We start from the raw sequence: 19,712 nt of genomic DNA on the forward strand, positions 1-19,712 counted from the left end.
GTGCGGACTGACGCAAAAAAGAGAGAAGAGGCGCAAAAAGTGTGCGGACTGACGCAAAAAGGAGAGAGGCGCAAAAAGCATGTGAGTTGACGCGAAAAAGAGAGAAAATTTTCTTGTTTTTATTATTAGAATTATCTGATTACCAGTTAAAGAATTCTTAATTACCGTGTATAGTTATAATTATATGAATATTAAAGGAGTACACTTGTATGAATAAGATGATTATATTTTTGATTTGTTTCTTGGTGATCTTTTTTGTAGCTGCTTGTGAAAAAGAAAAAACAGCAGAAGAGATTATCGAGCCCTTGCTTTCTATTGAAAATGAAGTGAAGCCTTTATACGCAGAAGGGAAATATAAGATATTTGAAAAAGATGAATTAATTGGTGAAGTAGAGTTTCACGAATATGTTGATAAGAATGGAAGGAAAAAAATTATTGAATTTGATAAAAAGGTGGGAACTGAATCGCTGACGATTAATAATGGGGAGCAGGCAATTGTCCATGCAGTCGGCTCCAAGCTCGCAAAACAATATGAAATCGCCGATGACAATGATACATTTGACTATTTAACGCAAATGAATCATCTTACATACTACCTTATGTATATACAAGACTCACATTCTGCAGTCTATAAAGGTGAAGAAGAAAGAAACGGATTTTTAACAGATCATCTCATACTCGAACCGGAGTCTGAGCTGTCAATGGTGAGAGATTTTGAGATTTGGGTTGATAAAGAATCAAATGCCATCATTAAAGCAATTGTTCAAACCGGTGATAAACAAACAGAGATGGAATATTCCAAAATCGATTTCTCACCGCAATTTGATGAAAACACTTTTAATATGGATTTGCCAGCTGAAGTAAAGATTGAAAAAGTAGAACAGTGAGTAATTGAAGATTAATGAACGATAGCAGGGAGAGAAAAGTATGATTTATAGTAAAGCAGAAAAAACAATCGAAACAGATAGATTGCGATAGATTGCTTCAGAATTTATTTAAAGAATCAGATGCAAAAACTGTTAGCATCATGTGCAATAATTACAATATATACAAAAACACAATGAGTTTGCCTTATCCCTATCCACTACAATGTGCTCTTTGGCTATCGTCAAATCATAAACAATATAATAATGGTGAAATTACCTACTGGATAGGAGAAGATTATTGGAGAAACGGATACGGAACGGAAGCAACTAAGGCCATGATAGAAAATCCAGTTAAAATAACTAAAAAACTATTGAAAAGTGAAGATCAAGAAGAGGCATCAAGTAATTTCGATTTTTTCTTCTTTTACGATAATAAATGTATAAATTTTTTGACTACCACAGGTCTTTTATACTGTGGTATTTTTCATTCTCTGAAGTTAAAGAAGCTAGAGAGCTATCGCAGAATAAAGTGGTGTTATTCCACTATCATGTGTAATACATTGTCTTGTTCTTTTGGATACCGTAATGAAGGTTAGTCGCCTCCCTCTATCTTTGGTATTATCTGCTCCTTCTAATGAAATACTTTTTCTAAACAAGAAGGCTAGTAAAAAGAAAAACGAGCTTTTATAGTAAAAAAAAGTAAGAGCATACAAAAATATATTGTCAGAATAATTCGTCTATGATACGATTAAATCATTCAGTTAGTGCAAACGTTTTCATAATAGATGGTGATGAATCTGTAAAAAGAATTTGTCTTTACATATGATATATCTATTAATTGGAAGCGTTTCCTAAGTGATGCCATTACAATGAATTATGCAACCGAATTCATTGCAAAAATTACTCATTTATAGGGGGAAATTCAGAGATGAGGGGTAAAAAATTTTATGCAGGGCTTGCTATTGCAGTTTTGGCATCAGGTGCTCTATTAGCAGGGTGTGGAGGTTCTAATGAAGAAAAAGCATCTTCTTCAGGAGACAAAGTTGTTGTTGACGTTTTCCAATACAAAGTAGAGTTCAAAACTCAGTTTGAAGATTTAGTCAAAAAATATGAAGAAGAGAACCCTGGTGTTGATATCAACATAAAAACAGTTGGTGGTGGAAATGACTACGGTGCAGCTGTAAAAGCATCTTTCTCCTCTGGAGATGAGCCCAGTATCTTTAACGTAGGTGGGCCTTCTGATGTTGCTGAATATCGAGATTACCTTGCGGATTTATCTGGAACAGAAGCAGCAAAAGCAGCGCTAGATGGCACCTTTACAAGTGTAATAGATGGTGAAGAGGTTCTGGGATTGCCATATAACCAAGAAGGATATGGATACATCTATAATAAAGCAGTATTTGAAAAAGCAGGAATTAAGGCTGAAGACATTAAAACATATGAGGATCTAGAAAAGGCGGTTAAAACTTTAGACAGTCAAAAGGATGAGTTAGGACTTGACGCTGTATTTGCACTTGCTGCAAAAGAAACTTGGGTACTTGGAAATCACTTAGCGAACGTTTTCATTGCTCCTGATTTCAATCACGATGTTGTAGAAGCGTTTAACTCAAAAACAATCCCAATGACGAAGAGTACAGAACTTCAAAGAATGCTGGATTTACAAGCTGACTATTCTGTACAGCCAGTACTTAGCCTTGACTACTCTCAACAAGTTGAGCAGTTATTCTCACTTCAAAAAGTGGCAATGATGCAGCAAGGAAACTGGACATACAACTCCATTTATGAAATCGATCCTGAGTTCGCAGAAAACAATATTGGTATTATTCCGATTCCTGTAGAAGGATTTGAAGGAAAGCTTCCTGTAGGTGTTCCAATGTACTGGGGAGTTAATAAGCAAGCTGATGAAGCAGTAGTAGAAGAATCTAAGAAATTTTTAGACTGGTTGTACACATCTGAAACAGGTAAAACAGCGGTTTTGGAAGATTTCAAATTTATCCCTGCATATGAAGGATATGACGAAACTAAGATTGCTGATCCGCTTTCACAAGAAATCTATAAGTATGCTTCTGAAGGAAACACTATTGGATGGACGTTTTTAGGAGCGCCAACTGGCTGGCAGCAAGAAGTATTAGGTGTTAATATGCAGAAATATTTAAGTGGTCAAGCGACTTGGGAAGAGACAATGAAGGCGTCTCAGGATTCATGGGAAAAGTCTCGTCCATAGGAGACTAATTCTCTATTTTAAAAAGGGTAAAAAATAGCTAACGAAGCAGCGTAGACGGTTTCGTTAGCTATTCCTTTTATCAAATGGAGCATGAATCGGGGATAACCTTTATCCCGGCTCAATTCATCATTTCTTGGTTGTCTTTAAACCGTGAAACGCACAGGAGGTTACCAATGAGAAATCGGGATCTATCATTTTGGCTGTTTTTAACACCTGTTCTGTTAAGTTTATTCCTTGTGGTGATCATTCCGCTCCTATATGGTACAGTTTATTCTTTTACAAACTGGAATGGTCTTAAAGCTACGGAATTTATAGGTTTTCAAAACTATATCGATTTATTTAAGGAAGAAGAATTTAGAGCATCACTTTGGTTTACGATTAAATTTACTGTTGTTTCGGTGATCTTACTTAACTTCCTTGGTCTAGGACTTGCATTACTCGTTACAACAAAAATTAAAACAAATAATCTTTTGAGAACTATTTTCTTTATGCCGAACTTAATTGGCGGACTTATTCTGGGATTTATCTGGCAGTTTATTTTTATCAGTGCCTTTAGTAGCCTTGGAGAATTAATTGGGGCTGAAGGCTTGCAGGGGTGGTTATCAACTACTGAAACTGGTTTCTGGGGTCTTGTGATTTTATCTAGTTGGCAATGGGCCGGATACATTATGATCATTTATATTGCATATTTGGAAAACATCCCAGGTGAATTACTTGAAGCAGCCGAAATTGATGGAGCGAACGCATTCCAACGATTTAAACATATAACCTTTCCACTTGTGGCACCTGCGTTCACAGTCAGCATGTTTTTAACGATTTCACATTCATTTAAAATTTATGATCAAAACTTGTCACTTACTGGCGGGGGGCCTTTCAACTCAACGCAAATGGTAGCGATGGAAATATATAAGACAGCCTTTAGCGAAAATCAAATGGCTCTTGCTCAATCAAAAGGGATTATCTTCCTTATTATCGTTGCAGTCGTATCATTAACACAAACGTACTTTAACAAAAAGCGGGAGGTCGACTTGTAATGAAACAAAAGAAAATCGGTTTAGTTTTATTAGAAATATTCGGCCTGCTCCTTGCGATTCTTTGGTTATCTCCGTTTTATTTAATGCTCGTAAATGCTTTTAAAACGAAAAGAGAAATCTTTACAAATGTACTTGGGATACCGGAAGAATTTACGTTTGAGAACTTTAACCGAGCCTTTGTTGAATTAGACTTTGTGAACTCGTTCCTGAACTCACTCTTCATATCAGTTGTGAGTGTAGCGATTATCATTCTGTTTTCTGCGATGGCTGGATATGCATTAGCACGGAATAAGAGCAAGCTTAGTAATATTATCTTTTACTTCTTTGTTGGCGCAATGTTGATTCCGTTTCAATCTGTTATGATCCCGCTCGTTTCTATCTTTGGGCAGGCGGAGATGCTAAACCAAGCTAGTTTAATTTTTATGTACTTAGGATTTGGATGTAGCTTGTCTATATTCCTATATCACGGCGCAATGACTGGTATTTCGAACTCATTGGATGAAGCAGCGAAGATTGATGGAGCAAACAAGTTTCAAACATTCTGGCATATTATCTTTCCATTGTTAAAACCGATTTCAGTAACAGTCGGAATTCTAAATGTGATCTGGATTTGGAACGACTTCTTATTGCCATCTCTTGTAATTGGGGAAGCAAATGCAACTATTCCTTTAAAGATGTTCTACTTCTTTGGTCAGTATACGAAACAATGGCATTTGGCCTTGGCGGGATTAACCATCGCAATCATTCCAGTTATTATTGGTTACTTCTTTGCTCAAAAACAAATTATTAAAGGTGTGTCTGAAGGTGCTGTTAAATAATATAAAATGAGTTTATAAGATAAATAAGGAACTAATTTACGAACATAATGTGCAGCTATGTTTCTGAATTTCCCTAGTTTATTTTATTAAAAATAAAAAGAGGGACGGTAATTACGATGTCAGTTACGATTAAAGATGTTGCCAAGAAAGCAGGCGTGGCACCTTCTACTGTTTCGCGTGTGATCGCTGAAAGTCCGAAAATAAGTAAGGAAACGAAAAAGAAAGTCAGAAAAGTTATGGATGAATTGGGCTATCATTTGAACTTAAATGCTCGAAATCTAGTTCAGAAATCGACGAAAACAATCGGAATTGTCTTGAAAAATTCAGCAAGTCAGTCTTTGCTCAACCCTGTTTTTCCTGAAATTTTAAATGGAATTAGTGCTTTTTGTCATCAGGAGGATTTTAGTATTATCTTAACTTCGGGAAGTTCAGAGGAAGAAATTTTTCAAGATACGGTTAAAATTGTCCAAGGGAAAAAAGTGGACGGAATCATTGTTATGTATTCCAAAAAAGATGATAAGGTGGTTCCTTATTTGTCAGAATGCGGAATTCCTTTTCTTGTTATTGGGAAACCTGTTTTCGGCCTTAATGAGGTTATGTATGTCGATAATGATAATGTCTTCGCAGCCAAACAGGCTACCGACTATTTAATCAAGCTAGGGCATAAGCAGATTGCCTTCATTTCTGCAGCTCCAAATTATGAAGTGTCCCTATCTCGATGTTACGGATATAAGCTAGCCTTAACGGAAAATAACTTAGAAATCAAAGAAAGCTATATAAAAAGTTTTCAAATTGAACAAAAGGATCCTGGCAAACAAGCGGTTACGGAACTATTGCAAATGACAGAACCGCCAACTGCTCTTCTTATTGCAGATGATCTTCAAGCGATGCTTGTTTTATTAATTTTAAGAGAATTGAAGATAAAAGTTCCGGAGGATGTCAGTATCGTAGCCTTTAATAATACTATTATTTCTAGGTTATCGAGCCCTCCCTTAACTTCGGTGAATATTCAAACCTATCAGTTAGGTTATGAAGCAGCCCGTTGTCTGATTGAACAAATTAAAGAACCGGATAGTAGCAAGAAGAGTGTCATTATTCCTACAAATATGGAAGAACGTGAATCTTGTTTAGCAATAAATCATTTGAAATAAATGCTAAACCGTGAGCATTTCACTTTTAAAATTAAATGGGGCAATACAAGCATGCCTTTAAAAAATATATTAATTTCAAGGAGATTTTACGGATGAATGTACTCGTTTGGAATGAAAACCGCCATGAAAAAACGAATCAAGTGGTAGCTGAAAACTATCCAAAAGGCATTCATGGAGCGATTGCTGAGTTTTTACAAAGGGAGGATGTTGTTGTAAAGACTGCCACACTGGATGAGCCTGAGCATGGCTTAACAGATGAGAGATTAAATAAAACGGATGTATTGGTTTGGTGGGGCCATAAAGCTCATGGAGATGTAAACGACGAAATCGTTGAAAGGGTACAACAGCGTGTTCTTGAAGGAATGGGACTTGTTGTTCTTCACTCTGGTCATTTCTCTAAAATCTTTAAAAAGTTGATGGGAACCTCTTGTGATTTGAAATGGCGTGAGGCTGGAGAAAAAGAGCGTCTATGGGTAGTGGATCCATCGCATCCAATTGCTAAAGGAGTCGGGCAATATTTTGAGATAGAGCAAGAAGAAATGTACGGAGAACATTTTGATATTCCAACTCCAGACGAGCTTATTTTTGTTAGTTGGTTTGCAGGCGGAGAAGTGTTCCGCAGTGGTTGCACATTCAAACGTGGTAAAGGGAAAATCTTCTACTTCCGTCCTGGCCATGAAACATACAAAACCTATTATAACGAAAATGTACAACGCGTAATTAAAAATGCAGTTAAATGGGCAAAGCCAAGTGAAACGGAAACACATACTTATGGAAATGTTCAAGCTTTAGAGAAAATTTCTGCAAAAGCAAACGCTTAATGACTTTTTACTGAATAAAGGAGAGAGAGAATATGTCAAAATTAAAAGTTGCGGTGGTTGGTTGTGGAAGTATAGCTAAACATCGCCATTTAATCGAATATGCTGCTCACCCTGAAGTTGAAATTACAGCTGTTTGCGATAAAGTAGCTGAACGTGCAAAGGAAATAGCTGAAAAGTATAATGTGAAAGCTTATACAAGCTACGAAGAGCTACTTGCGACGGAAGAAATCGATGCTGTCAGTGTTTGTACGCCAAACTACCTTCACGCACCTGTTTCGATCGCAGCACTAAATGCCGGCTGTCATGTACTATGTGAAAAGCCAATGGCTAGTTCAAGAGAAGAAGCTGAGCAAATGATTAAAGCAGCTGAAAAGAATAATAAGAAATTAATGATTGCTCATAATCAGCGTTTTGTTCTGTCTCATGTTAAAGCACGCCAGTTAATCGAATCAGGAGAAGTAGGCAAAATCTACAGCTTCAGAACAACATTCGGCCATGGTGGACCAGAATCTTGGAGTGCGGACGGGAAAGAGAGCTGGTTTTTTAAGAAGGATCAAGCCTTTATTGGTGCAATGGGCGATTTAGGTGTTCATAAAGCGGATTTACTTCGCTTCTTACTAGGAGAAGAGTTTGTTGAAGTCGCTAGCTTTGTGGAAACATCTGCAAAGGAGAACACTAATGTTGACGATAATGCAGTGTTTATTTTGAAAAGTGAAAGTGGTGTAATTGGAACCCTTGCAGCCAGCTGGGCTTACAATGCAGGCGAAGATAATTCAACAATCATTTATGGTGAAAAAGCAATCTTGCGTTTAGAAGATGATCCGAATAATTCCTTAGTTGTACAATATACAAATGGCGAGGTTGTTCGTTATGAGCTAGGGAAAATTCAGTCAAATGAAGAGGGAGGACAGAAAAATACGCATGTAGTCGAAAATTTTGTTCAGTCTATCACAGAGGATACAATTCCGCCAATTTCAGGCGAGGAAGGAAAAAAGTCGCTAGAAATTATTTTAGCAGCGATTGAGTCCAATGAATCGAAAAAAATTACGCAGGTGTTAGCATGAAAAAATTTAGAATAGGAATTATTGGAGCAGGAGGCATCGCGAAAGCTCGCCATATTCCCGTATTTTTAAAGATGAAAGAAAAGGTAACACTTTCAGCGGTTCAAGATTTGAATGAGAGTCGAGCGCGAGAAGTAGCAGAGGAATATGGAATTGAGCATGTTTTTTCTGATTATCGTGATATGTTTCTTGAGGTCGATGCTGTTGCTATTTGTACCCCTAATAAGTTTCATGCGGAAATTACCATTGCAGCACTAGAAGCTGGGGTTCATGTACTATGTGAAAAGCCGATGGCAATTTCAGCGGTAGAATGTGAAGCTATGATAGCAAGTTCTAAAAAATCCGGAAAAGTGTTAGCGATTGCCTATCATTATCGGTTTAAAAAGGAGTCACAAGCAGCGAAACGGGCTATTGAAAAAGGAGAAATTGGTGAATCAATTGTGACAAGAATTCAAGCCTTGAGACGTCGTAAAGTGCCAAACTGGGGAGTTTTTACGAATAAAGAATTACAAGGAGGAGGCAGTCTGATCGATTATGGCTGTCACTTGCTTGATTTATCACTCTGGTTGATGGAGGATGTAAAGCCTGTAGATGTGGTAGGGAAAACGTATAATCGGCTAAGCAAGCAGCCAAATCAAGTGAATGAATGGGGATCGTTTGACCATGAAACTTTTGAGGTTGATGATCATGTAACAAGCTATATTACGTTTGATAACGGCGCTTCATTATTATTTGAATGCTCTTGGTCTGCAAATATTAAATCGGATGCTGAACATGTAAGTATTTCAGGGGTTGACGGTGGAATAAATGTATTTCCACTAGAGCTTTATCATGCGAAGGATGGCATGTTAGTAAATAGGACAGAACAAACGATTCTTGGCGAAGATAATCCTTGGGTTTCACAGGCAGAGAATTTTATTGCTGCTTGCCTAGGAGAAGCAGCGTTGGTTGTGAAACCAGAAGACGCTTTAAAGGTAACCAAAATTATTGAGGCAATCTATCGAAGCAGTGAGACTGGAGAAAAGGTACCGCTGTAATACATAGCAAAAACTTACCAAAAGCGGTTGAGGTTTTGATCCCGTATTAATAGGCAGTAACCCCCTACGTCAAGACTTTTGAAGGGACAATAAAGGATAAATGGGGAATGAAAGAACTCCCCCACTGTTGGATGTTTCACTTTTATAAGGACAACACTCATTTAGAAAAGAATGGAGGATGAACAACTTGAAATTAGGTGTATTCACCGTTTTATTTTCAGGGAAATCATTTGAAAACATGCTTGATTATATTCAAGCTTCTGGATTAAAAGCCGTTGAAATTGGCACGGGTGGATATCCGGGTGATGCCCACTGTAATGTAGATGAATTATTAGCGAGTGAGGACAAGCGAAAAAAATACTTAGAAGAAGTTCAGTCTAGAGGACTAACAATTAGCGCATTTAGTTGTCATGGTAACCCGCTTTCACCTGATGAAAAGTTTGCAAAGGAGTCGCATGATATATTTATTAAAACAGTGAAACTAGCAGAAATGCTAAATGTCCCTGTTGTGAATACTTTCTCGGGAATATCAGGAGACCAGGAAGGTGCAAAATTCCCGAACTGGCCGGTTACACCTTGGCCAATGGAATACACCAATCTCTATAATTGGCAGTGGGAACAAAAACTGATTCCTTATTGGAAAGAACAAGGACAATTGGCAAAAGACCATGGTGTTAAGATTGGCATTGAACTTCATGCAGGATTTTTAGTTCACACGCCATATACGATGCTAAAATTGCGTGACGCAACTTGTGATGCAGTTGGAGCTAACCTTGATCCTAGTCATTTATGGTGGCAAGGAATTGATCCGGTTGCAGCGATTAAAATTCTAGGAAAAGCAAATGCAATTCATCATTTCCACGCCAAAGATACCTATATCGATCAAGAAAACGTTAATATGTATGGATTAACGGATATGCAGCCTTATTCAAATGTTCAATCTCGTGCTTGGACGTTCCGTTCTGTTGGCTACGGTCATAGTATTCAAGAGTGGTCCAATATTGTGAGCATATTAAGAACGTATGGCTATGATCATGTCATTAGTATTGAACATGAAGATCCAATTATGTCAATTGATGAAGGTTTCAACCAAGCGGTTAAAAATTTAAAGAGCGTATTCATTGAAGAAGCTCCATCCGATATGTGGTGGGCCTAACCAATCAAATAATCTAAGCCCTTTAACAAATTCCCTTTAAGGTCCGCTTTAAGGGGCTTTTGTCTTAAAATGAGGCAAATTGTAATCGTTGTCTGTATCCAGCTCTCAGCGCCTAATCCCTCGGGTTAATAGCCAATCATTCAAGAAGAGTAAAAAAACCACCTTCTGGCTGGCTCATCTTATGTCTGTCACGGCTGACCACTAAGGAAGGTTCCTTAGAATAAACATTGCATGAACAAGATGCGTGTTCCAAAGGCGCTTTTCGCTTTTGTTCGTTGGGATGCTATAAGTGGTGATAATTTTTTAAATGAAGGAGTAGATTCGGTTTGAAAGAAGTTTCCGATTTGATAGAGGGTATTTACCGTATATGTGAATGGATAATGAGATTTTCAGTGACCAATATGCTTTGGGTGGTTTTTAACTTGCCAATTGCTTTTTTGGTGCTGAATCTCTACTTTATAGAGCATACGGAATACTTAATGTTTTCTATTATTCCTCTTATTATTATGCTGCCATTTTTATATTTTCCAGCAACCGCGGCAATGTTTGCTTCTGCAAGGGATTGGGTGATGAAGGAAGAAAACACGTCTATACGCCAATATTGGAGCTATTATCTTGAAAACTATAAAAAAAGTATGTTAGGTGGATTGATTTTAACAGGGGTATGGACCGTTTGGGGAGTAGACTATTATTATTTCAGTCAAGAAAATGTAGTTTTGACATTTATCTTTCTCGTCATGGGAGTAATCCTCTTTGTATTTACGATTAACTTTTTTTCTATGCTATCCCATTATGAGATGAAATTGCCTAAGATTATGAAAAATGCACTTATCATTACATTAGGATGTCCCATTCTTTTTTTGACGATTCTTATTAGTAGCGGCATTTTATTATATATGAGTTTAAACGGCTTTGAATTCTTATTTATCTTTTTTACTGGGTCACTCATCTCCTACCTGTCATTCTCAGCATTTTATCGATTTTATTTAAAAATGACGGCATAATGCTGAATATTAGTTATTACAGAATAGTTAGGAGCGTATTATGGTTAACCAATAGGGAAAGAAAGTGTGGTTTGTAAAACTTATCGCAGATTAACGGATAGTAAGCCCCCACCTCAAAATATAGAGAAATGCTTAAGTAGATAACTGCATGACAAGTCCAGTTGGTGAGATACAGTGAAACTTATCTCGGAAGGTAAGACTGAACCAATCGAGTTTTGTCAATTAATCTAAGCGTATGCCAGATATGGGGACTAACAATCAGTGGAGAAGGAGAAAAAAATTGTTAGTCGTGGTGATTGTCGCTCAGAGCTACCATTCTTCAATCTTACTAAGGTCTTACATTTGACTCTCAACAATTAAAGATCAGTAATGATCGTACGGATGAAAGCGATTCAATCGCTCATTTCGAACTTAGACCTTATGAAGATTGGTTGTATTTATTGCACTATGTAGAAGGAGGAATAACATGAAGAAAATATGGTGGAAAGAAGCGGTTGCCTATCAAATATACCCGCGAAGCTTTATGGATTCCAATGGTGACGGAATCGGGGATCTTCAAGGAGTCATTTCAAAGTTAGATTATTTACAGGATCTTGGAATTGATGTGGTCTGGATCTCCCCTATTTATCGTTCTCCAAATGATGATAATGGTTACGATATTTCTGATTATCAAGATATTATGGATGATTTTGGGACAATGGCGGACTTTAATCTGCTTTTAGAGGAAGTACACAGACGCAAGATGAAATTAATTATGGATTTAGTCATTAACCATACGTCTGATGAACATCCTTGGTTTATTGAGTCACGCTCATCCAAAGATAATCCATATCGCGATTACTATATTTGGCATCCTGGAAAAGATGGAAAGGAACCGAATAACTGGGAGTCAATTTTTAGCGGCTCGGCTTGGGAATATGATGAACTAACCAAAGAGTATTATATGCACATCTTCTCTAAGAAACAACCAGACTTAAACTGGGAAAATCCACTCGTTCGCGAAGAGTTATATAAAATGGTGAATTGGTGGTTCGATAAGGGAATCGATGGCTTCCGAGTTGACGCTATTTCTCATATTAAAAAAGTACCTCAGTTCCCGGATCTTCCGAATCCAGATAAAAAGAAATACGTTCCATCGATGAACGGTCATATGAATCGTGAGGGCATTCAAGTATTCCTTGAAGAGCTAAAGCAAGAGACTTTTGCTAAATACGATATTATGACAGTCGGGGAAGCAAATGGGGTGAATGTTGACCAAGCGGAAGAATGGGTAGGAGCGAAAACCGGCAAATTCAATATGATTTTCCAATTCGAACATTTGGATCTTTGGGGAAAAGGAGCATCCGACAGACTTGACATTCATGCTTTAAAGAAAACGTTAACGAAGTGGCAAACAGGATTAGATGGCGTGGGCTGGAATGCATTATTTTTAGAAAATCATGACCAACCACGTTCAGTTTCTACTTGGGGAAACGATCAGGAGTTAAGAGATAAATCAGCAAAATGTCTGGCAGCCATGTACTTTTTAATGCAAGGAACTCCATTTATTTATCAAGGTCAAGAGATTGGAATGACTAATGTAAAATTTGACTCCATAGATGATTATAATGATGTTGCAATTAAAAACCTCTATAAAAGTGAGCGAGAAGAAGGTAAGTCAAACGTAGAAATTTTGGAGGTTATTTGGAGTAGCGGTCGTGATAATTCAAGAACACCGATGCAATGGAACGGTCACGAATCGAATGGAGGTTTCACCACCGGCACACCTTGGATAAAGGTAAACCCAAACTATGTTGAGATTAATGTAGAGGATGCATTGCAAGATCCAGGTTCCATTTACCACTTTTATAAAAAATTGATTAATCTGCGTAAAGAAAACGAAACACTTATTTATGGGAGCTATAACTTGATTATAGAAGATGATGATTCAATCTATGCGTATACAAGAACATTAGGTAATGATACCTTTGTTGTGATAACAAACCTATTTGCGGAAAGGGCAGAGTTTATTTTACCGAAGGGTTTAAATGCAAAAGATGCAGTATTTTGTTTGGGGAATTACTCCGTTGACTCAGTAGAACTATCAGTCCTTACACTTCAACCTTATGAGGCTAGGGTTTATCGGATTTAAAGTGATGCACGGGGGGAAAGAGGAGGAGAATGGTCATGGATGAAAAATGGCTAGTTGGTGTAGATATAGGTGGTACAACGATTAAAATGGCGGTTGTTAATCTACATGGCGATATCCTTTATAGCTGGGAGATCAGTACGGATATTAGAGACAAAGGTCAATATATTCCCTTAACGATTGCAAAATCGATTGATCAAAAGTTAGAAGAAATAAATCAACCAAAAAAACGGTTAATTGGGATTGGAATCGGTGCACCAGGTCCTGTTAATATGATGGATGGTTCTATTGAGATGGCTGTAAATCTAGGGTGGGATCATTTTCCATTAAAGGAGATTTTAGAACGGGAAACAGGCTTACCGGTTGTTGTTGACAATGATGCAAATATTGCTGCCATTGGTGAAATGTGGACAGGTGCAGGAAAAGGAGCTAAACATTTAATCTGTGTTACATTGGGAACTGGTGTCGGAGGAGGGATTATTATCAATGGAGAAATTGTCCATGGAATAAATGGAGCAGGTGGCGAAATCGGCCATATTATTGCTGTGCCTAAAAATGGTTCACCATGTAATTGCGGAAAGTCGGGATGTTTAGAAACGATCGCGTCTGCAACCGGAATTGTCCGTCTTGCCATAGCAACGCTCTCTTCTATGAATTGTAATAGTAAATTACGAGAATATTTTGAGGAACATCAAACGCTCACTTCTAAATTAGTTTTTGATGCTGCCAGTGAAGGGGATGAACTTGCTAAAAACGTTCTCCAACAGGTGACAGAGCATCTTGGATTAGCTCTTGCGAATTTAGCAAATGGACTAAATCCTGAAAAAATTGTCATCGGAGGAGGGGTATCAAAAGCAGGAGACGCTTTGTTAATTCCGTTGAAAGATGAGTTTACTCTATATGCTTTTCCGAGAGTCGCACAAGGGGTAGGGCTCGTCATTGCAGCTTTAGGGAATAACGCAGGTGTTATTGGAGGTTCCTGGTTGGTAAAGGAGAGGCTATTGAAGAAAGCGTAGGGATGTAAGTTACTTTTATGAATGAGCCTATTTACATAAGTGGTTTCAATTTGTTGCAGACGGACAAGTTAATATTAAGGCTTTAGAGAACGATAGTAAATTTTATGTTCAATTGTTTTTTTAGTAGTGTTTTTAATATCAGAACATTATCTTAACCAACTATAAATCTATCGATAATGAAGGTGACGACATGCTAAGTAAACTTCAGTCTTATTATCCAAATGCTATTGCGATGAATATTCCTCCTACTGTCACCGAGAAAGACTATTATTGGTTTAAGGAAGAAATGAAAGAGCTTTATTGGGTTGGAGTCCCGAAGTCAGAACTTCGTGAAGGACAGCTTGAATTATTAAGTACCTTATATGAATTAGTCATTCCTGATCATTCCTCCTATTTGTCCGATTCTGTAAGAGAATGGTACGCTTACTTATGCCAACAAGGAGACCTCCCTACGATAAACCGAGAAAAGACAATACGCTTTATCCAAGTTCATATTAACAGTTTTGACCAGGAGATAAAGGGGTTTGAGGAGGCGATTCGAGAATTTTTTACACAATCGCTCGCTTTTCTCTGGCTTGATAAGCAGAACGGAATCATTATAGAAGAAAAGTCAGAAATATCATACGGGGAAGAGGAATTATATTCAATCTCCATAACATTAGAGAATGATTTTTATTTAAAGCCATATTTTTATATTGGGAAATTCAGAAACAAATTCACCACTTTGCGAGAGTTATTCTCTTTAGAACGTGATTTGTTTATTCAAGCATTGAAGCACCTTTCCAAAGAAAGGGTGTATTCATTTGAAAAAATTTTTCCGTTTTTATTAGCATCTAATCTCCCTGACCTTCCTAGCAACATACTAAAAAAAGATATTCTTCCAATTTTAAGGGAGGATTCAGAGTTAAGGAGAACCTTAATTGTCTTTCTTGAACATAATTCAAATACCTCACATGCAGCAAAAACACTTTATGTTCATCGTAATACGTTACAATATCGAATTGATAAATTTAGTGAAAAAACCGATATTAACCTTAAACATTTCAACAGCGCGATAATGGTTTATCTTACATGCTTGCTGGTAAATTTACCGGAATGATTTCTTCGACAATCTGCTAAAAAGGCTTTCATTATCTTTGTGCAAGATGCCCATGACTAAAATGGGCAACAAAGGTAAGCTATTCATGTAAACCTTTTCATTTTAGGGGGGAAGAAAGTGGCTGAATTAAAATTAAATCACATTTATAAAATATACGACAATAATGTAATTGCTGTAAAAGATTTTAATCTTCATATACAGGATAAGGAATTCATCGTTTTTGTTGGTCCTTCTGGTTGCGGGAAATCTACGACTCTACGTATGATTGCAGGTCTAGAGGAAATTTCAAAAGGTGATTTCTATATTGACGAAGAACGAGTAAACGATGTGGCACCAAAAGACCGCGACATTGCAATGGTGTTCCAAAACTATGCTCTTTATCCACATATGACAGTATACGATAATATTGCCTTTGGACTAAAGCTTCGTAAAGTCGCTAAAGATGAGATTGACCGCCGTGTACGTGAAGCTGTGAAAATACTAGGATTAGAAGATTACCTTAAACGGAAGCCAAAGGCTCTGTCAGGTGGACAACGTCAACGTGTGGCTCTAGGACGTGCGATTGTGCGTGATGCGAAAGTGTTCTTGATGGATGAGCCATTATCAAATCTTGATGCCAAGCTTCGTGTTCAGATGCGTGCTGAGATTGTCAAGCTTCACCGGCGGTTGAATACAACAACGATTTATGTAACGCATGACCAGACAGAAGCGATGACAATGGCTACCCGGCTTGTAGTGATAAAGGATGGAATTATTCAACAAGTAGGGACACCAAAAGAAGTATACGATAACCCTGATAATGTCTTTGTTGGCGGTTTCATCGGATCTCCATCAATGAATTTTTTTAATGGGAAAATTCAAGGTGACAAGTTTGAAATTGGAAACGAAAGTCTCTCGATTCCAGAAGGAAGGTTGAAAGTGCTCCGTGACCAAGGATATGTTGGAAAGGAAGTTATCCTTGGAGTTCGACCAGAGGACTTCCATAATGAACAAGTATTTATTGATGCTTTTAGTGGTTCAACCATTCAATTTATAGTCGATGTGGCGGAGCTAACTGGTGCAGTAACGATGGTTTATTCGACACTAGAAGGACAGAATTTCGTTGCGAGCGTTGATTCACGGACTAGTATTTCACCAGGAGAAACAATTGATCTTGGCATTGATATGAATAAGGTCCATTTTTTCAATAAAGAATCAGAATTAAGAATCCAATAAAAAATAATGAGTATTAAGGTGTAAGGCTATGGATCCTCTTAAGACTGAAGCCATGAGATTCTTAAGTAAGAAACCTTATTGCTTAATATCCTTGTCGCGTGAGTCCTACAAGATTTTTATAAGAAAATCGAAATCCGAATGAATTTGAACACCTGAATTCACATCAAGATGGACAATCTCATTTACTAAGGGTTTACATTTTTTAACGTCTTTGGTTATTACATCCATACAGCATGCATTTGCGTCTTAATGCAAATTCCTGTAAATGAGTTTGTCAACAGCCTGCTGTTATCTAATTAGACATCCTATTTCTGTATAGCAAATAACATTGTAGTTCAACAAAGCAGGTTATTATTTAAATAAATCACTTGATAAATATCTCTCTCCTGTATCACAAACAATAAATACAACAACATCTTCAGGATTGAGTCTTTTCGCTACTTGAATTGCAGCATAGCAGGCTGCACCGGATGACGGTCCGACAAGAATGCCTTCCTTTCTTGCCATTGCCCTTGCCGTATCGTAAGCATCCTCATCATTGATTTGATGAATTTCATCATAAACGGATGTATTTAAAATATCGGGAATAAACCCTGGACTCGTTCCGACGAGCTTATGCTTGCCTGGTTTTCCGCCTGAAAGAACGGGTGAACCCTTTGGCTCAACGACATGGACTTGCAAATCCTTATAATGCTCTATTAAAACCTCACCCGTACCGGTAATGGTTCCGCCTGTACCCGCCGTTGCTACGAAAGCAGTGAGCTCCTTCCCAATTTGTTTCATGCCATCGATAATCTCTACGGCTGTTGTTGTTCTATGGGCATCAGGGTTTGCGGAGTTTTCAAATTGCATCGGCACAAAGCTGTTAGGGATTTCTTTTGCTAATTCCTTCGCTTTTTTTATTGATCCAGGCATTTTTTCATCTCCTGGTGTAAGAACAACTTCTGCTCCATAAGCTTTTAATAGATTAATTCGTTCTTGTGTCATTGTATCTGGCATGACGAGAATGCTTTTGTATCCCTTTGCGGCTGCATTCATTGCAAGGCCGATGCCAGTGTTTCCGCTAGTAGGCTCAATAATCGTCGCTCCTTCTTTTAAAAGACCAGCTTTCTCCGCTTCGATAATCATATTATAAGCGGCCCGGTCCTTCACGCTTTTACTTGGATTAAAAAATTCTAATTTCGCATAGATTGATGCTCCATCCTTGGGAGCCAAACGATTTAATTTAACTAAAGGCGTGTCTCCAATTAACTCTGCGAGGTTTTCTACAACTTTCATCACTTTTCTTCCTTTCCTAGTAAAACGAACTATTAAGTAATAATTTATTTATATCATACCTATCCTATCCAATATAGATGGTTTCAATCAAATCATTGAACCTATGAAAGCAATATCAATGAATGAGTCTTAAGTACTACTTATTCTTTCGGACTTTTAGTCATAGTTTGTTAAAATAAAGGTAGATAAAAATAATGGAGGGGTTAATTGTGAAGGAAAGAAGTCCGCATTACTTCTTTGCTGTTAGTTTGCCGCCTGAGGTTAAAGATATCTTAAAAAACAAATGTGATGGGATGGGTAATCAAGGGTCCTTTAAAAAATGGGTTCATTATAAAGATTATCATATTACATTGGCCTTCCTTGGAGATTCAGCTGAAGAAAGCCTAAAAAATGCAACTTCATTCATTAAAGAAAAGATCTCTGATTTTCCTGCATTTCCAGCTGAAATACAAAATATAGGCACGTTTGGTAAAAAAGAATCACCTCGAATTTTGTGGGCAGATATTCAAGAGAATGACAAGCTTCATTTGCTGCGAGCGCTTGTGTATACATGTTGCCAGAAAGCTGGCTATAAGCTTGAGGCAAGAGCATTTACTCCGCATATTACCCTTGCGCGCAAATGGATAGATGAAGAGCCGTATTCAAATGCACCTGGTCAATTTCTGCATTCAATTCCCTTTACCATAGATGAAATCGCGCTATACGAAACAAATACTGAAACGATACCAAAGTATAGAAAAATAGCTACACTTCCGTTAAAAATTAATTAAGGTAGGCATAAGTGAATGGGACAGTTAATTAAGTTGCAAGATTATATCTCACGCTACGAGCAAAATATCTATTTATATCCAGCCAGGTTTGTCAGGCTCAAACAGCAGCAGTGGGCCAAGCTGAATGAAGGTTGGGAACGCAATCAATTTGAAGAATGGATTGAACAGCAGCAGCCTGCAGCAGCCGAGATAATAGAAGAAAAACCATCAATTAAAGACAAGGTGAAGGGGTTGCTTTCAAGAAAACAAAAGGCTAATTCAGGATCTATTCTTCCTTCTCCTGAGATTGTTCAACTTGAGAAGCAAGAGGATAGTTTTGACTTCCAAGCTGTATTCACTGTGAAGCCGCACTCATCTGAAGATTTAAAACAACAATATTTAGATCAATTATTTCGTTTTCAAATGAAGTGGGCGAGCTCGACATTGACGGAGAAGTCAAATATCCAGCGACAATATTATTATGAAGAAAAATTAAAGTACCTACTGCAGCGGTTTCCAGATACTTTTTTAGTGCTTTATGATCCAATCTTTAAGGTGAAAAGTGCTCCGATTGCTCTAGAAACAATCGTCATTACACCTACGGAAGTCTGGTGCGTATCTTTTCTTGAAGAAGAAGATTTAATGGTATATACAGGGTCATCTGAACACTTTTGGGCAGGCAAAAGCCAAAGGCAAGATAAAAAGGTTCTCAATCCCCTGTTTGCATTAAATCGGACAGCTCAGGTGATTAAGCCAATTTTCCGCAAGCATTCGATCGATTTGCCTGTTAAACAAATCGTTCTCTCCCGAAATGGTTATATTGATTATCCATCAGTCCCAAACGGCTATCACATCATAGATCGTAAAAATTATGAGGAATGGTTTTCAAAAATGAGAAGCATGCGTTCGCCATTAAAAAATCATCAGCTGAAAGCGGCTAGATCGCTGTTAATTTATGGAGACATCCAAGCTTTTCGCAGGCATGATTGGGATGCTATGGAAGAATAAAGTGGATGCGCCATTTATTATGTACGAAAGCATTCACTGAAAGGACT

Annotated in this window: 18 protein-coding genes; 17 read left to right on the top strand and 1 reads right to left on the bottom strand. The window is 37.6% G+C overall.

Annotated features, from left to right (window positions below; translation table 11 throughout):
* Positions 1–209 precede the first annotated feature (209 nt).
* The 15 genes from CWS20_RS23615 (at position 210) to CWS20_RS23685 (ending at position 16,630) form a co-directional block, all read left to right on the top strand.
* Complete coding sequence (locus CWS20_RS23615) at positions 210–887, top strand: LolA family protein (protein ID WP_066191072.1); 678 nt, start codon at positions 210–212, stop codon at positions 885–887.
* Positions 888–1,060: 173 nt separating this feature from the next.
* A complete protein-coding gene (locus tag CWS20_RS23620) occupies positions 1,061–1,462 on the top strand; it encodes a GNAT family N-acetyltransferase (RefSeq protein ID WP_241504256.1) in 402 nt (133 codons plus the stop codon).
* A 332-nt stretch (positions 1,463–1,794) separates the two neighbouring features.
* Positions 1,795–3,090 carry an ABC transporter substrate-binding protein gene (locus tag CWS20_RS23625; protein WP_066191077.1) on the top strand — a complete coding sequence of 432 codons (1,296 nt, stop codon included), beginning with the start codon at positions 1,795–1,797 and terminating at the stop codon, positions 3,088–3,090.
* Between the two features lie 173 nt (positions 3,091–3,263).
* The gene (locus CWS20_RS23630; RefSeq protein ID WP_066191081.1) at positions 3,264–4,124 is read left to right on the top strand and encodes a carbohydrate ABC transporter permease; all 861 of its coding nucleotides are present in this window, start codon (positions 3,264–3,266) and stop codon (positions 4,122–4,124) included.
* Positions 4,124–4,942 carry a carbohydrate ABC transporter permease gene (locus CWS20_RS23635; protein ID WP_066191089.1) on the top strand — a complete coding sequence of 273 codons (819 nt, stop codon included), beginning with the start codon at positions 4,124–4,126 and terminating at the stop codon, positions 4,940–4,942. The genes CWS20_RS23630 and CWS20_RS23635 overlap by 1 nt, the downstream gene beginning before the upstream one ends.
* Positions 4,943–5,058: 116 nt before the next feature.
* A complete protein-coding gene (locus CWS20_RS23640) occupies positions 5,059–6,093 on the top strand; it encodes a LacI family DNA-binding transcriptional regulator (protein ID WP_066191091.1) in 1,035 nt (344 codons plus the stop codon).
* A 92-nt stretch (positions 6,094–6,185) separates the two neighbouring features.
* Positions 6,186–6,914 carry a ThuA domain-containing protein gene (locus CWS20_RS23645; protein WP_066191093.1) on the top strand — a complete coding sequence of 243 codons (729 nt, stop codon included), beginning with the start codon at positions 6,186–6,188 and terminating at the stop codon, positions 6,912–6,914.
* Positions 6,915–6,946: 32 nt separating this feature from the next.
* A complete protein-coding gene (locus tag CWS20_RS23650) occupies positions 6,947–7,978 on the top strand; it encodes a Gfo/Idh/MocA family protein (protein WP_066191097.1) in 1,032 nt (343 codons plus the stop codon).
* Entirely contained in the window at positions 7,975–9,012 is a 1,038-nt protein-coding gene (locus tag CWS20_RS23655; protein WP_066191102.1) for a Gfo/Idh/MocA family protein, read from the top strand. Before CWS20_RS23650 ends, CWS20_RS23655 begins: the two co-directional genes overlap by 4 nt.
* A gap of 187 nt (positions 9,013–9,199) precedes the next feature.
* Positions 9,200–10,168: a sugar phosphate isomerase/epimerase family protein gene (locus CWS20_RS23660; RefSeq protein ID WP_066191105.1), complete on the top strand. Its 969-nt coding sequence runs from the start codon at positions 9,200–9,202 to the stop codon at positions 10,166–10,168.
* Between the two features lie 380 nt (positions 10,169–10,548).
* The gene (locus CWS20_RS23665; protein ID WP_180321497.1) at positions 10,549–11,172 is read left to right on the top strand and encodes a YesL family protein; all 624 of its coding nucleotides are present in this window, start codon (positions 10,549–10,551) and stop codon (positions 11,170–11,172) included.
* A 466-nt stretch (positions 11,173–11,638) separates the two neighbouring features.
* Positions 11,639–13,303: a glycoside hydrolase family 13 protein gene (locus tag CWS20_RS23670; protein ID WP_066191112.1), complete on the top strand. Its 1,665-nt coding sequence runs from the start codon at positions 11,639–11,641 to the stop codon at positions 13,301–13,303.
* Between the two features lie 35 nt (positions 13,304–13,338).
* Entirely contained in the window at positions 13,339–14,316 is a 978-nt protein-coding gene (locus tag CWS20_RS23675; RefSeq protein ID WP_066191115.1) for an ROK family glucokinase, read from the top strand.
* A 190-nt stretch (positions 14,317–14,506) separates the two neighbouring features.
* On the top strand, positions 14,507–15,415 hold the full coding sequence (locus CWS20_RS23680) for a PucR family transcriptional regulator (RefSeq protein WP_066191120.1): 909 nt from the start codon (positions 14,507–14,509) through the stop codon (positions 15,413–15,415).
* A 117-nt stretch (positions 15,416–15,532) separates the two neighbouring features.
* On the top strand, positions 15,533–16,630 hold the full coding sequence (locus CWS20_RS23685; RefSeq protein ID WP_066191123.1) for an ABC transporter ATP-binding protein: 1,098 nt from the start codon (positions 15,533–15,535) through the stop codon (positions 16,628–16,630).
* Between the two features lie 351 nt (positions 16,631–16,981).
* Here the strand turns inward: CWS20_RS23685 and cysK are convergent, their stop codons facing one another.
* Entirely contained in the window at positions 16,982–17,908 is a 927-nt protein-coding gene (cysK, locus tag CWS20_RS23690) for a cysteine synthase A (protein WP_066191124.1), read from the bottom strand.
* Positions 17,909–18,117: 209 nt separating this feature from the next.
* On the opposite strand from cysK, the gene thpR reads away from it, so the two are divergent.
* Positions 18,118–18,678 carry an RNA 2',3'-cyclic phosphodiesterase gene (gene thpR / locus CWS20_RS23695; protein WP_158237035.1) on the top strand — a complete coding sequence of 187 codons (561 nt, stop codon included), beginning with the start codon at positions 18,118–18,120 and terminating at the stop codon, positions 18,676–18,678.
* A 15-nt stretch (positions 18,679–18,693) separates the two neighbouring features.
* On the top strand, positions 18,694–19,665 hold the full coding sequence (locus tag CWS20_RS23700; RefSeq protein ID WP_066191129.1) for an NERD domain-containing protein: 972 nt from the start codon (positions 18,694–18,696) through the stop codon (positions 19,663–19,665).
* The last annotated feature ends 47 nt before the right edge of the window (positions 19,666–19,712 follow it).

Origin of the sequence: Cytobacillus horneckiae, assembly GCF_002835735.1 — a bacterium.
GTDB classification, from domain to species: Bacteria; Bacillota; Bacilli; order Bacillales; family Cytobacillaceae; genus Cytobacillus; species Cytobacillus horneckiae.

What these genes read in the sequence shown, in the direction of transcription:
- CWS20_RS23615 (WP_066191072.1), top strand. Translation starts at nt 210, where the DNA reads ATGAATAAGATGATTATATTTTTGATTTGTTTCTTGGTGATCTTTTTT.
- CWS20_RS23620 (WP_241504256.1), top strand. Translation starts at nt 1,061, where the DNA reads ATGAGTTTGCCTTATCCCTATCCACTACAATGTGCTCTTTGGCTATCG.
- CWS20_RS23625 (WP_066191077.1), top strand. Translation starts at nt 1,795, where the DNA reads ATGAGGGGTAAAAAATTTTATGCAGGGCTTGCTATTGCAGTTTTGGCA.
- CWS20_RS23630 (WP_066191081.1), top strand. Translation starts at nt 3,264, where the DNA reads ATGAGAAATCGGGATCTATCATTTTGGCTGTTTTTAACACCTGTTCTG.
- CWS20_RS23635 (WP_066191089.1), top strand. Translation starts at nt 4,124, where the DNA reads ATGAAACAAAAGAAAATCGGTTTAGTTTTATTAGAAATATTCGGCCTG.
- CWS20_RS23640 (WP_066191091.1), top strand. Translation starts at nt 5,059, where the DNA reads ATGTCAGTTACGATTAAAGATGTTGCCAAGAAAGCAGGCGTGGCACCT.
- CWS20_RS23645 (WP_066191093.1), top strand. Translation starts at nt 6,186, where the DNA reads ATGAATGTACTCGTTTGGAATGAAAACCGCCATGAAAAAACGAATCAA.
- CWS20_RS23650 (WP_066191097.1), top strand. Translation starts at nt 6,947, where the DNA reads ATGTCAAAATTAAAAGTTGCGGTGGTTGGTTGTGGAAGTATAGCTAAA.
- CWS20_RS23655 (WP_066191102.1), top strand. Translation starts at nt 7,975, where the DNA reads ATGAAAAAATTTAGAATAGGAATTATTGGAGCAGGAGGCATCGCGAAA.
- CWS20_RS23665 (WP_180321497.1), top strand. Translation starts at nt 10,549, where the DNA reads ATGAGATTTTCAGTGACCAATATGCTTTGGGTGGTTTTTAACTTGCCA.
- CWS20_RS23670 (WP_066191112.1), top strand. Translation starts at nt 11,639, where the DNA reads ATGAAGAAAATATGGTGGAAAGAAGCGGTTGCCTATCAAATATACCCG.
- CWS20_RS23675 (WP_066191115.1), top strand. Translation starts at nt 13,339, where the DNA reads ATGGATGAAAAATGGCTAGTTGGTGTAGATATAGGTGGTACAACGATT.
- CWS20_RS23680 (WP_066191120.1), top strand. Translation starts at nt 14,507, where the DNA reads ATGCTAAGTAAACTTCAGTCTTATTATCCAAATGCTATTGCGATGAAT.
- cysK (WP_066191124.1), bottom strand. Translation starts at nt 17,908, where the DNA reads ATGAAAGTTGTAGAAAACCTCGCAGAGTTAATTGGAGACACGCCTTTA.
- CWS20_RS23700 (WP_066191129.1), top strand. Translation starts at nt 18,694, where the DNA reads ATGGGACAGTTAATTAAGTTGCAAGATTATATCTCACGCTACGAGCAA.